Source organism: Pseudoalteromonas sp. SG43-5 (assembly GCF_014164345.1).
Lineage (GTDB): Bacteria > Pseudomonadota > Gammaproteobacteria > Enterobacterales > Alteromonadaceae > Pseudoalteromonas > Pseudoalteromonas distincta.
This window is the reverse complement of the sequence record NZ_JACJFA010000002.1, coordinates 85982-100005: the sequence shown is the minus strand read 5'-3', so window position 1 is coordinate 100005 and position 14024 is coordinate 85982. Positions and strand designations below refer to the sequence as shown.

The 14024-nt window shown below is 39.4% G+C and carries 11 protein-coding genes; 3 read left to right on the top strand and 8 right to left on the bottom strand.

Annotation, left to right across the window (positions count from 1 at the left end; genetic code table 11):
- Positions 1-31: 31 nt before the first annotated feature.
- Together eutC and H5161_RS02760 are read right to left on the bottom strand one after the other, a co-directional pair.
- A complete protein-coding gene (eutC, locus tag H5161_RS02765) occupies positions 32-919 on the bottom strand; it encodes an ethanolamine ammonia-lyase subunit EutC (RefSeq protein ID WP_024594887.1) in 888 nt (295 codons plus the stop codon).
- Positions 916-2322, bottom strand: coding sequence for an ethanolamine ammonia-lyase subunit EutB (locus H5161_RS02760; RefSeq protein WP_182768635.1), 1407 nt, complete (start codon positions 2320-2322; stop codon positions 916-918). The genes eutC and H5161_RS02760 overlap by 4 nt, the downstream gene beginning before the upstream one ends.
- Positions 2323-2542: 220 nt before the next feature.
- Here H5161_RS02760 and H5161_RS02755 point away from each other — a divergent pair, with 220 nt between their 5' ends.
- Positions 2543-3499, top strand: coding sequence for a helix-turn-helix domain-containing protein (locus H5161_RS02755; protein WP_182768634.1), 957 nt, complete (start codon positions 2543-2545; stop codon positions 3497-3499).
- A 453-nt stretch (positions 3500-3952) separates the two neighbouring features.
- Here H5161_RS02755 and arfA read toward each other — a convergent pair whose 3' ends face one another.
- From arfA to H5161_RS02740, 3 genes are all read right to left on the bottom strand, one after another.
- The gene (gene arfA / locus H5161_RS02750) at positions 3953-4153 is read right to left on the bottom strand and encodes an alternative ribosome rescue factor ArfA (protein ID WP_182768633.1); all 201 of its coding nucleotides are present in this window, start codon (positions 4151-4153) and stop codon (positions 3953-3955) included.
- 204 nt (positions 4154-4357) lie between these two features.
- Complete coding sequence (locus tag H5161_RS02745) at positions 4358-6898, bottom strand: TonB-dependent siderophore receptor (RefSeq protein WP_182768632.1); 2541 nt, start codon at positions 6896-6898, stop codon at positions 4358-4360.
- A gap of 255 nt (positions 6899-7153) precedes the next feature.
- Entirely contained in the window at positions 7154-8107 is a 954-nt protein-coding gene (locus H5161_RS02740; protein ID WP_182768631.1) for a sensor histidine kinase, read from the bottom strand.
- A 224-nt stretch (positions 8108-8331) separates the two neighbouring features.
- Here H5161_RS02740 and H5161_RS02735 point away from each other — a divergent pair, with 224 nt between their 5' ends.
- Both H5161_RS02735 and hemH read left to right on the top strand, forming a co-directional pair.
- A complete protein-coding gene (locus H5161_RS02735; RefSeq protein WP_182725023.1) occupies positions 8332-9660 on the top strand; it encodes an HD domain-containing phosphohydrolase in 1329 nt (442 codons plus the stop codon).
- Positions 9661-9734: 74 nt separating this feature from the next.
- On the top strand, positions 9735-10754 hold the full coding sequence (gene hemH / locus H5161_RS02730; RefSeq protein ID WP_182768630.1) for a ferrochelatase: 1020 nt from the start codon (positions 9735-9737) through the stop codon (positions 10752-10754).
- A gap of 690 nt (positions 10755-11444) precedes the next feature.
- Here the strand turns inward: hemH and H5161_RS02725 are convergent.
- The 3 genes from H5161_RS02725 to H5161_RS02715 all read right to left on the bottom strand — a co-directional run bounded on the left by H5161_RS02725 (position 11445) and on the right by H5161_RS02715 (position 13512).
- Positions 11445-11765: a hypothetical protein gene (locus tag H5161_RS02725; protein ID WP_076924937.1), complete on the bottom strand. Its 321-nt coding sequence runs from the start codon at positions 11763-11765 to the stop codon at positions 11445-11447.
- A gap of 9 nt (positions 11766-11774) precedes the next feature.
- Positions 11775-12518 (bottom strand): nuclear transport factor 2 family protein, encoded by a 744-nt coding sequence (locus H5161_RS02720; RefSeq protein ID WP_002962106.1) that lies wholly within the window; start codon positions 12516-12518, stop codon positions 11775-11777.
- A gap of 250 nt (positions 12519-12768) precedes the next feature.
- On the bottom strand, positions 12769-13512 hold the full coding sequence (locus H5161_RS02715; RefSeq protein ID WP_182733101.1) for a ferredoxin--NADP reductase: 744 nt from the start codon (positions 13510-13512) through the stop codon (positions 12769-12771).
- Positions 13513-14024: the final 512 nt, after the last annotated feature.

Here is a 14024-nt window from a genome sequence, read left to right as displayed (position 1 = left end):
ATTGTTTTATTTCATGTGTTTTTAATTAAAATTACTCAGCAATTAAAAAGTTAGTGGTTGAAACCTGATGCTCAATTACATCGTCTTGTGTACGGTCTTTTAAATTAACCCCAGTTAGTTTTAGTTTTTTAGCTTCACGTAATAAGTACAGCGCACGCCTAGCCGCTTCTGTATAAGGTAGGCCTGCTGGGCGAATATTCGATATGCAATTACGACATGCATCGTTAAGTCCTGTTTTAGGCTCCCATGTTAAATACAAGCCAAGGCTATCTGGCGAACTAAGTCCTGGGCGCTCTCCTATTAACACCATAACCACCTGCGCATTTAGCAACTCACCTATATCGTCGCCAATTGCTACTCGACCTTGTTCAACCAAAGTAATGGGGGCAATTTTAAATTGCTTGTCTGTTGTAAGGTGCGCTAATAGCTCTGTTATAAATGGGCATGCATTTTTTTGTACCGCTAACGAGGAGAGTCCATCAACCACTACAATCGCTAAATCGTATTTAGCCTGTGTAGTGTGTTTTTGTTTATTCATATAGCTGAGAAGTATTTGCCTACCATTTTCATCAAGCTTGCGGCCTAAATCAGGTCGCTGAAGGTAAGTAACCCTGTCAACAGCTTGGCTGTGTAAATGCAGGGGAGGGGCAACATCTTTTAATACGCTAATACTGCCTAGTTGCTCAGTCATTTCGTTAATATCAAGCGGAAAACTCACTGCATCGCGCGCTTGTGCATGAGATAGCTGAAAAGCCAGCATTTCTGAGGTTGGCAAACTTATACCCGCACGCCCAAGCCCAATACGGGCGTCGGTAAAACGGCGTAAATCACTCCAAGGATTGTGCACTACATTACCGTTATTTTTATGCTTGTTTACTGAGTCATCTAAAGGAGTGCTCTGTTTTAAACGTGATTTCATGAGCCACCTCCAGTAATTGCACCCAGAGGTTTAGCAAAAGCGGGAGGCAAGGTATCTGAAAGTGTAATATCGGAAGTGCTTTGCATTATTTTCATTTTGCTTAGCCATGCTTCAAACTCGGGGGCAGGTCTAGAGCCAAGTACACGGCGAACATATAATGCATCATGAAACGACGTAGTTTGGTAATTAAGCATTATATCGTCAGAGCCAGGTATTCCCATTACAAACGAGCAACCAGCAACACCTAATAGCGTAAGCAAGTTATCCATATCGTTTTGATCAGCCTCTGCATGATTGGTGTAACACACATCGCATCCCATCGGTATGCCTAGTAACTTAGCGCAAAAGTGATCCTCAAGTCCTGCTCGGGTAATTTCTTTACCATCAAACAAATATTCAGGGCCAATAAACCCTACCACGGTATTTACCAGTAACGGGTTAAACTTACGAGCAACGGCATAAGCGCGAGCTTCACACGTTTGCTGATCAAGCTCATGATGCGCATTTGCAGAAAGCGAACTGCCTTGCCCAGTTTCAAAATACATCACATTATTGCCAACAGTGCCGCGCTTTAAACTCAAAGCCGCATCTTGCGCTTCAGCTAAGGTATTTAAATTAAAACCAAAACTTGAATTAGTAGCCTCTGTGCCACCAATCGACTGAAATACTAAATCAACCGGTGCGCCAGCTTCTATACATTCAATCGTGTTAGTAACATGGGTGAGTACACAGCTTTGGGTTGGTATTTCATATTTTTGAATAACATCATCCATTAACGTCATTAACTTAATGGCTTGGGCAACGTTATCGGTTGCTGGGTTTATACCTATTACTGCATCGCCATTACCGTATAGCAAACCATCAAGCATGCATGCAGCAATACCATTAATATCGTCAGTTGGGTGATTTGGTTGTAAACGTGTAGATAAATGCCCGGGGAGGCCAATAGTATTTCTAAAAGCGCTCGTAACATGGCACTTTTTAGCAATTAATATGAGATCTTGATTGCGCATTATTTTGCTAACAGCAGCAGCCATTTCCGGCGTAATACCTTGCCTTATACTTGCAAGTACAGCAGGTGTTGCAAAGTCACTTAAAAGCCAATTACGAAAATCGCCTACGGTTAAATGTGCAATAGCCATAAAGGCATTTGCATCGTGCTCGTCAATAATTAAGCGTGTAATTTCGTCATCTTCGTAGGGAATAAGTACCTCATTTAAAAATGTTTTAAGAGGTATATCCGCCAATGTCATTTGTGCCACAGCACGTTCTTGTGCTGATTGTGCAATTACGCCCGCTAAGCGATCACCCGAACGCTGCGGTGTAGCTTTAGCCATTAACTGGGCTAAGTTCTTGAATTTATAAGTATGTGTACCTAAAGTGTAACTGTACGCTTGCCCCATGATTTACTCCACATAACTAATATGATCAACCTTGGTATAGGTTTTGCTGCATCTTTAGCTATAAATCAATATTGAATAGTTACAAGACAGCTTATTTTGTACCAAGTAACTATCGAATTTTGGCAAAAGATTATTTATTAATCCAATTCAATTGGTTACATACACAAAGCGGTGTTAACTTAAGCATAATGAAAGTGTAACGAAAAAGAGCATCCCCGATATGGCGCAGCAAAGTAGCTTCAGCGCACCACTAAAGAGCAAGGTGCAAACACACGATATAGACGAGCAAGCGCATAGCCTTACTCAATGGCAGCAAAAATACGATCAAATGAGCGATGGCAGCTTTTATGGTTGTATTGAAGAAACGGATTACGCCAATATTCATGTGTTTAAAGAATACACTGAGCGAGCGCTTCGTCAGCAATGTAACATAGCCCCTAATTCGGTTTGGCTCGGCATTCCTTGTCAGTCACAGCAAAGTAAAATTAATGGTTTAAGTGTGGCAAGTAATCAATTTATGTGCCGTACCAGTGATAACGACTTTGAGTTGATAACCCCTGAGCAATTTAATATTTATGGTTTGGTAATCGATTGGAACTCAATTGAATATATGGCGCAGCTCCAAGGCGTAACATTGAAAAACCTGGCATCTGCACAATCAGCTCGTTTATCGGTGAGCAACTCATCTTTGCAAACGACAAGACAAATAATTAATAGCATGGTTGTAGGCAAGGGCTTTGGACTTAGAACCGAATCACAACAAGATATGCTAAACATGTTGGCACTACACTTATTACAAGCAGACAATCCGCAGCAAAATATTGCGCCAAGTTATAAACACCGAAAAGCCGTAGTAGATAAAGTAAAAGATTACGTGGCCACAAATCCACAAAACCCAATAACAATAACCGAGCTGTGCGAGCTTTCCTTTGTAAGTAGGCGCACACTTCAGTATAGCTTTGAGAGTATTTTAGGAATTAACCCTTTGCGGTTTTTACGTTTAACACGCTTAAATAATGTAAGGCGAGAGCTAAAAAAACCAAACCAAGATAAGCCCATTTCAGTAATAGCAGCCAATTGGGGATTTTGGCACGCGGGACAATTTGCTAAAGATTACACGCAACTATTTGGTGAAAACCCATCACAAACAGTTAAAAATAATAGTTTTAAAGGTTAAAAACTACACTTCTAACGTGAGCACGTTTCTTCTACAGACCATACTTTAACTTGAGTTAAACACCTGTGGACGCGCAGCTTGCTGGCGTTTAAAAGCACCGCTTTTACATTTAGTCGGATGCATTAGTAAACAAGTAATTAAATCACCACCGAGAAGTGAAGGAGAAAACAAGGAGTAGTGACTAACCATTACTCGTGTTTTCTTTGTGTAGCGCACAGCGCCTCGGTGGTGAAATATCATCTAACTTAAAAAAATGGACTTTGTCTGCTCATTTACTCCTCTTTTTCTTCTCTTTGTGCATTCATATTTTAAGGGCTGTTATTCACAAAGAGGTTTAGAGGCGCTGCGCTTTTAGAGGGTAGCTTGGGAGTTAAAATAATAAAGAACTAAAAGTAAAAGCGAGGTATAAAACCTCGCTTACTATATTCAAAAGCCCTATTTGATCGGTGCTAATTAAGCCGCGATTAAATAGGACTCTTGTCCTGAATGTTTGTTGCTACGTTTAAACGAGCCTTTGCCTTTTTTAGCTTTAATCACTTGTGGTTTAAATAATTTAGAGGTGACCATTGCCGCTAGTGCATTGTGGTTTATAAAGCCTCGCCCTGTGTCTACCGCGCTGGTGTTTGCGGTTTTTGTTTTAGATTTTTTAGTCATATATTTCCTATCAACTAATGGTTATTTTAAGTTAAATAATAAAGAGGCTTTTATATTGGCCTATTTAAGAGATGGCGATTGTAGGCTTAATTTTCAACCGCGCAAGTATTTTTAACATCCATTTGGTAGTTTTTTTATAATAAAAAAGCATAAAAAAGCGCAGTTAATAACTGCGCTTAATATTACTTTAGTTTGCTTGATAAATTAAAAACTAAAGCTTACTTTTGCGTAGTACGTTCTGCCGTCAAAGCCGTATGGCAATGCACGTACTGGATATTTAAATGCGCCGTTGGTGATAAAATTAAGTACTTCGTCGTCGCCTAATTCATCTGGCGTTTCGTCAAATACATTATCGGCACCCACCGAAAGCGCAAACATGTCGTTAATTTGGTAGCTAACATTTAAATCAACTAACACAGCAGATTCAACTGTACTTGTTGGTTTAAATGAACCCGTAGGCGAAAGCTCACCAGGTAATGAAATATGGTCGTTACCAAAGTATTTTACGTCTGTTTCGCCAAAGTAGTTAAAGCGAATGGTTGATGTGTAGGCATCGCGTTCGTAGTCAAACGTAAGCGTTGCACGTTCGCTCGGTTGTCCGTCGGTAAAAAAGCTACGTTGTAAATCATCAAAAGCAACCGCTTCAGGAATACCGTCTTCTGCGTTTACGCTGTCAATTTTAGTATCGTTTAGGTTACCTGCAAAGGTTACTCCTAAATTACCGCCTTCAACTTCAGTGCGGTACGATGCAATAATATCAACACCTTGCGTAGTAGAATCAACCGAGTTTGAGAAGTAGTTAGCTTGCACTGCACCAGTTGCTTGTAGCGCTGCAACCGCTTCTGAGCTAAACGATACATCGTCAGCCGAAAGTAAGCTGCCAAGTGTAATACGGTCTTCAATTTCTACACGGTAAAAATCAACCGTTAACGAAAGCTCGCTTGTTACATCGTAAACAAAACCAGCACTGTAGTTTGTTGATGTTTCAAGCTCTAAGCTATCTACGCCTAACGCACTTGGGAAAGCGGTCCCTGTGTTTGCCGTGAACGACTGCGTTAATGTACCGTCTGAGCCTAAGTTAGTTGTAAAGGCTGTATAACCACTTTGTTGAAGTGATGGCGCTCTAAAACCAGTAGACAGTGCACCACGTACTGCAAAGTCATCTGAAAATTCATAGCGTGTTGCTAATTTACCAATTAAATCGTCGCCAGCATCTGAGAAATCTTCATAGCGTAGTGCACCACTTACGTTCCATGCGTCGGTGATCATAGTTTCTACGTCTACATAAACTGCGTAGCTGTTACGGTCGCTATCGTTAGCCGCTTCAGGGCGAAGGCCGTTATAAGCTTGAAAACCACACTGTGCAAATTGATCCGGATCGTTTACTGATGGGTACGAGGTATCCATATTTGCTAACCCACACGCGTATGATGCTTCATCGCCAGGCACTATTTCGTAGTTTTCTTTACGGTATTCGGCGCCTACTGTTACATATAAAGGCTCACTACGGCCAATATCTACAATACCGTTTACATCAAGGTTAACCGTTGTTTGATCGAATCTAAAACCACCTGAGTAACCGCCAGTAGGCCCTGAGTTTGCTGCAATGTCGGCATCGCTTGCATCTGGGTTATTAAATAAATACTCAGCCGCGTAAGAAGCATTTAATGTATTGCGTGATGTAAAATCGTATTGGTTTTCACCATAAACAGCCGATACATCGTAAGTCCAATCTGTGTTTATATCGCCTTTAAAACCAAGCGCTACTGAAATATCTTGTGCTTCGTTATATATGCGCGGTAAAAAACCATCACTATATACTTGGGTTACGTTTTTAGAGGCTTCGTTAAAATTACGGTAAAAACCATTACCCAGCGCCGTGCGCTCAGAGTAGCCACCAAACGAGTAAAGCTCGCCGTCGCCCATTGGTAATGCCATGTTGTAAAATAACGACGTAAATTCACTTTCTGAGTTACCTTGTCCCCAGCGTACATCTTCACTTAGCGTACCTGGCTCAACATTAAGCGAACCCCCCGTATCGCGCTCTGCACGGTTAGTGCCGTCGGCATCACGGTACTCAAGCGATAGGTTAATAAAGCCGCCTTCGTTACCTAATTCAAAACCACGGTTTAAACCTGCTGAAATAGTGTCGCCGTCACCTTCACTTGTGCCGCCGTATTGTACAAAACCCGTTGTAATACCGGTTGAGTTATTAAGAGATAAGTTAATAACACCTGCAATAGCATCAGAGCCATACTGCGCTGCAGCGCCGTCGCGTAATACTTCAACGCCTTTAAGTGCTGTTAGCGGAATGGCATTCATATCAGTACCCGCAGCGCCTGCGCCTACTGTACCGTTAAGGCCAAAAATTGATTGGTTATGACGACGTTTACCATTTACTAATACAAGGGTTTGATCTGGTTGTAAGCCACGAAGTGTTGCAGGTCTAAATAAATCAGAACCGTCTGAAACTTGTGTACGCGAAAAGTTAAATGAAGGCGCTGTCGCTTGAAGGCTTTGGCCTAATTCGGTAAAACCACCTTTAGTTAAATCATCCACGTCAATTAAATCAATAGGAGAAGAAGACTCTGTAGAGGTACGGTTAGATACACGCGATCCTAATACAGATATTTGCTCTATGTTTTTAGCAGCTTGGACTGGTGCTTCTTCAGCGTTAACAATGCTTGGTGCGCTAAACGCGAAAGCAACGGCTACAGCAAGTGTGTTTAAACGGTATGTTGACATAGTGACGACCCTGTTTTTTTGTATTCTTAATAATATGTGTGTGGTTATGATGCTCATAACCTGTTGCAAACATCCTAGCAACATATGCAAACAAAAAGAAATGAAAAAAACTAAATATTTGGTCTAAGTATGCAAATAAACTTCAAGATAAGAAAAAACCACATCAAATTGGTTAAAATACGTGCTAATAAGGGGTTGAACATTAAAAAACAGAATGTTTAACACTTTATTTACAATGTGGTTTTGTTCGTTATTTTACACTTTTAAAGGTAATAGGCAGCGAATGGTCGTACCTGTGCCTAATGTACTGTTAACTTCTACTTTTCCACCGTGATCGCTCACCATAGCGTATACAAGTGTCATACCCATACCGGTGCCTTTTCCGACTTCTTTTGTTGTGTAAAAAGGGTCAAACATATGCGCTATTGTGTCTTCATTCATGCCACAACCGTTATCTTTTATTTCAATACAAATATTTGTGTTGAGTTCAAAAATATTGACTTCAATAATGCAGCCTTTTTCTAAATCTAACTCGCAAGCTTGCCAAGCATTCATTAAAAGATTTACAAAAATCTGATTAATTGACGATAAATTGCACCAAATGAGTGGTAGGGGTTCAAACCGCGTTTTTATTTCGCATAATTTAAGTTTGCTACTCAATAACCTTAAAGCATTATTAGCACCCGTTGTTACATCGGCTAATTGTTTATCTTGAGAAGAGGTGGGGTGGGCAAAGTTTAATAAGTCATGCACTATTTGTTTTATACGTTTAAGTCCTTCAACGCTGTCGTTAATTTGTCCCTGCAAATTGTTATAAATCCACGCGTACGGATACTGTAAATTGAGTATGTCGATTTCGTGTTTAAAACGGCTCTCTTTAATTTCGTTATTTAAATATTGTTCGTTAAGTTTTAGCAGCGCTACAAGTAAAGGGCTTGCGTTTTGTAGGCTCTCTACGTTACTCATTGCATAGGCAAGTGGGGTATTTATTTCGTGGGCAACGCCTGCGCTCAGTGTACCTAAGGTTGCCATTTTTTCTGTTTGCACAAACAGCATTTGTTGGTGTTCTAAGTCGGCTACTTTTTTTTGTAGTTCATTATTTATGGCAACTAAAACGCTACTTTTATCTTTGAGTAATTGCTCTGCAGCTAAGCGCAGCTTTTGTTCGTTTAAAAAAGCACGTTCAAAATTACCATCTGATCCATCCATTCCCTTCATCCATATAGATAACTTTATACATAACGTTTAGTCGTCTGTATGCAAATTTGCAACTTTAGTGCAGCCAAGGCCTAATATTATGCATAAGTAATTATCCACTTATTGCTAATAACTCCATTATGTAAATACCATTTAATATAAAAGGTAGGCACAAACACACCATAGAGTATTTTTTTAAGCTATTATTTAACCAGAAGTAATTTAAAGGCGACTCAATGACTCAAGTAACACCAAGCACACCAATAAATCAGGTTGATGTACTTTGCATTGATGATGATGAAATAGTACTACGCACGTTAACACGGCTACTTGAAGTAAATGGCCTGTCGGTTATTGTTTGCGATAACCCGCAAAGTGCACTAACGCTTTTTAAAAATCATGAGTTTGGTTTAATTATTAGCGATATGCGTATGCCGGTAATGAACGGTGCCGAGTTTTTAGAAAAAGCGCGTGCGCTGGCACCCGACACCCAACGCATTTTATTAACCGGCTACGCCGACATACAAACCACCTTAGCGGCTGTTAATCAGGGCCAAATAAATGGTTATATTCAAAAGCCTTGGCAAAACGATTTATTACTTCGTAGCATTAGAGATAGCCTAGAAAAATTTGCACTAAAAAAACAAAATCAAAAATTAGAGGCACAAGTTAAAGCGCAAAACCAAGAGTTGCTAGAGCTTAATAATTCGCTTGAACAACGAGTAGAAAAACGCACCTTACAAATCAAACAGGTTTTAAAAAAGCTTGAAGACGCCAACGAGCGCGAAAAACAAGAGCATAAATCGACCGTAGAGCTGCTATATAATTTTGTTAACGCAAACCCTTACCTAGATGGCAATAAAGCACAAAATATTGCTAACACCTGTACACAAATAGCACTTTATTTAAACTTGTCGCAAAAAAGCATTGATCTTGCCCCTATGGCTGGTTACTTGGCGCAAATAGGCTTGCTTGCTATGGATCCTGATCTTTATAAAAAACCAGTTAACCGCTTAAACGAGCAACAACGCAAAACCTTTTATACTCACCCAAGTACTGCACAATTAATGTTAATGCCAGCAATACATTTACATGACTTGTCGGATGCTATTTATTATCAGTTTGAGCGCTTTAACGGAAACGGAATGCCCAAAGGCCTTGCCGGAAACGACATACCAATAGGCGCTATGGTGCTAGGTTTAGCGCGCGACTATTGGGACGCGTTTGAGCAAAGCAATGCAAGTGATGAAAAGCAGCGCCACGATGACGCACTCGAAAGTGTAAAACTTTATAGTGGATCGTTTTATCATCCTAAAATTGTACGTGCACTTGAAGCAAGCCATGCAAAACTACATGAACAAAAAAGTTCAGCAGGATCAGTGCTAATTTGTAACGCCCATGAACTCAAAGAGCAAATGGTACTGGGCCATGCTCTACACAGCCATACGGGCATAATGTTGCTGCCTAAGGGTCATGTATTTGGCAGTAAATCGATAGAAAAACTCCAACAGCTAGAATCGAAAAAACCAACTCCGTTCAGAATAATGGTGAAAACTGCTAAATGATTGATCTAAACCGCAGTTTTTTTCGTTACAATGTGCATAAAATAGATTATTGAATTTGCTTGAAGGAGCACTCTGTGTCGCGATTTTCTGCGGTTACTGACAACCCCCATGATGGGCGTTTTAACCAAAAAACGGGAATACTGCTAACTAACTTAGGCAGCCCTGATGCACCAACAGCGGCTGCGCTTCGTACATATTTACGCGAATTTTTATCAGATCCACGCATTGTAGAAATACCACGCTTGGTATGGATGATAATTTTACATGGCATTATTTTACGCGTACGCCCAAAACGTTCGGCTAAATTATACGAGAGTATATGGACCGAAAACGGCTCACCACTTACCCACATTACTCGCCAGCAAAGTGTAAAGTTAAATACTTTATTAAAAGAGCAAGGTTATACCAATACTGAAGTAGTAATGGCAATGCGTTATGGCAACCCTTCAATAGAGGCAGGCCTTGAAAAGCTTCGTGATAAAGGCTTAACGCGTATAATTATTTTACCAATGTACCCGCAATATTCTAGCCCAACTACGGGTTCTACGTTTGATGCTGTATCGAGCGTACTGCGAAAATGGCGCTGGGTGCCAGAGCTTCATTTTATAAATGGCTATCATAAAAACACCCGTTACATTGAGTCGCTTGCTAATAGTATTAGTGAGGATTTAGAAGCGAATGGTATGCCACAAAAAATTGTTTTTTCGTATCACGGTATGCCTAAATTGTTTTTAGATCGCGGCGATCCGTACCATTGCCTATGTTTACAAACCACGCGTTTAGTTGTCGAAAAACTAGGCCTTGATAAAGACAAAGTAATTAGTACTTTTCAAAGTCGATTTGGTAAAGCAGAGTGGTTAAAGCCTTATACCGACGCAACTCTTGCAGCCTTACCTGATGAAGGTATTACCGATGTAGCTATTATAAGTCCTGCTTTTAGCGCCGACTGCCTAGAAACACTTGAAGAGCTAGAAGGTGAAAACCGTGAAATATTCGAAAACGCAGGCGGCGAAAAATACCGTTACATAGCGGCACTAAACGACAGAGACGACCACATAGAAGCTGTGTTTGATGTTATAAAACCTATGCTGTAACCCAAGCTTACTAAAGCTAAACATATTACGCATTAAGCGGTGTTAAAATTAACACCGCTTTTTTGTTTTTAAGGCTTTTAAAATATTTAGTTAATTAATTCACAAAGAGGTTAAGAGGCGCTGTGCTTTTAGAGTAGTGATAAAACATAAAAATACTGGTTTTGGCTTTTCTCATTTACTCCCCTTTTACTTCTCATTGTGCAAATAAAAGCCTTTAAAGGGCGAATTATTCACAAAGAGGTTAAGAGGCGCTGCGCTTTTAGAGTAGTGATAAAACATAAAAATACTGGTTTTTGTTTTTGACTATCTCATTTACTCCCCCTTTTACTTCTCATTGTGCAAATAAAAGCTTTTAAAGGGCGAATTATTCACAAAGAGGTTAAGGGGCGCTGCGCTTTTAGAGTAGTTATAAAACATAAAAATACTGTTTTTTTTTTGGCTTTCTCATTTACTCCTCTTTTACTTCTCATTGTGCAAATAAAAGCTTTTAAAGAGCTAATTATTCACAAAGAGGTTAAGAGGCGCTGCGCTTTTAGAGTAGTGATACATATTGGCTGGACTGGTTTTTCTCAGTTATTACTGATTACCTTATCTTTGTGAAAGAAATTACTTATATTATTTAATAATAATTAAAATAAATAAAAATGTACGTTTGAGGGGAGGCAATACCTAAGCAACAGCAATTAAACGCTATCGCTTAAAGTATAAATCAATCGCTTTGGTGAGGAGCTCGTCGAGTTGTTCTTCAAATTCTTCAATATTAATATCAAAGTGCTTTAAGTAAGCCCGAGCCTGAGCAAGTGATAAATTACGGCTGTTAACGCTGTATTGTCGCTCGTCTATGGTTTTATCGTAACGTGGTAAAAATACAAATTGGCCATAAAAGGGGGATTTAATATGCTTGTTTGCAAAACGACAAAAATCTTCAACATGCTCAGCACCCTTAGGTCCAAGGCAACCTGGCTCAATGCGATACATTAAGCGAATTTTTTTGTCGTCATTTATTTGCATTTAAAGCCTTTATCTAAAAAACAGTACGCGTACTATTTTCCCATCTTTAATTTGATAACTCGAAATAAGTTCTGAGCGTTTATCAACTACGTTTTCGTCAGTTGAACAAGTTTCTGAAAGTTCGTGATCAATCACTATATCACCGTGCACTATGCGCTTAATTGGTGATGAGTGAATACACTTTAACTTTTTAAACATTAGCCCATAACGTTCTATTAGTTTTTCTTTACCTTTAAATAATAGCTCATTAGGGAAAATATAAAACTCAACATCTTCGGCATATACACGCAGAAACTCTTCAATGTTACGTGCGTTATATGCTTTAACTAGCTGCTCTACCACAGCAAGTGATTCGCGCGATTGTTTAGCTTTAGTTTGCTGCTTAACTGTAAGTGCTTCTTTTGCTTGAGTTACTGCTTTTTCAGCTTCGGCTACAGCCACTGCTTTTTCTATTTTATTTTTAGGCTTTTCAGCAGGTTTAATTTGCTCGTTACCTAATACTTTTGAATCGTCTGGTTTAGTCGCATCAATTGTTGGCTTTTTAAGCTCTGGCGCTTTGTATTCAAGCGTATTTACTTTGTCGTCAGTGTTGGTTTGAGTTACTGATTGCTCATTTTCAACTTTTGGCTTTTCAACGCTTGTTTGAGCTTCAACTTGCGGCTCTTTTTGCTCAGGCTCGCTTTGCTCTGCGGCATAAGTAATTAGCGCAACGGTAGTGACTAATGAGGCTAAAATAATAGATAACGGTTTCATAACTTTCCTAAAATGAACACTAAATACGTGTAATACCAATTACATTAAATAGGCGATCTATTATAGCGTTAAAAAATAGCGCAATAACAACGCGAAAATTGTGACATATAGTTGTTCTATATGAATAACCTTTAACGCAATTAGTGAGTTATTTAATGCAATAGAATAATCATATTTTTGATAAAATTAGTATAAGGGTGCAACATAGCAAATTTTAACGTTATCGGGTAGTTAATACCACCACTGAAGCCTACCAGTACTGCTCTACCGTAATATTGCCGGGGTTTTTACGGCGGTTACGCGTAAAGTTTTTATCGAGAAGTAGCGCGGTTGTGTCTTTTACCATTTGTGGATTTCCGCAAATCATAAATTGCGCGTTACTAGGCTTTGGGTCTAACTTTACATATTCAAACAAGCGGTTGCTCTCAATTGCGTTAGTAATTCGCCCACTTAAGCCTTGTAATGGCTCCTCTCTACTTACAACCGGAATATAGTTGAGTTGTGCTGGGTACACTCTTAATAGCTCGTTAATAAGTGCCTGATAGCTTAAGTCGTCATTAAAACGTACGCCATGCACTAAATTTATAGTTTTGTATTTTTTCCATACATCGGGCTGTTGTAATATCGATAAAAAAGGCCCTATGGCAGTACCAGTCCCTAACATCCAAAGCTGATCACTTTGTGGTATTTCATCAAGGGTAAAAAAGCCGGTTGCGTGTTGTTCTATTAATACGGTCTCGCCAGGTTGTAATGTAGCTAAACGAGGAGAAAGCAAACCGTCAATTACGTTAATAAGATAAAACTCGAGATCGGGGTTTTCAGGGGCATTCACATATGAATAAGCCCGAGCAATACGTTTGTCGCCATCCATTATTGAAAGCTTTGTAAATTGCCCAGCTTTAAACGGCTCTACGTTTGCATTAACGGTTAAGCTAAAGAGTGTTTCGCTCCACCACGTGACATTTTTTACTGTTGCTTCAACCCAATTAGACATAGTTACCTCTTGGTTTAGCTATTAAAGTTTTAAATAATTCACTCCATCAACATTAGCATTAAGTGACAAAGACTTACAGGAGAATATGACTAGATTTAAAGCAGTGATGTGTGCAGTAATTACCAATAAAATAATGTGAATAATCAGCTCTGCGATAAGAGTCATTAATTGCATAAGGGAAAGCGAAGCTGCAGTAACTAAGAAAAATTAAGTCAAAAAACAGTGTTTTTTATTTTATCACTTACTTTAAAAGCGCTGCGTCTTATATCACCATTAGTGAACTATTTACTTGAAAAACTATTGCACTAGGAGAAGGCAAAGAGGAGTAAATGAGAAGAGCTAAGCCAGAAAACGAGTATTTTATCACCTACTTTAAAAGCGCTGCGTCTTATATCACCATTAGTGAACTATTTACTTGAAAAACTATTGCACTAGGAGAAGCCAAAGAGGAGTAAATGAGAAGAGCCAAGCAAGAAAACGAGTATTTTATCACTGACTCTAAAAGCGTAGCG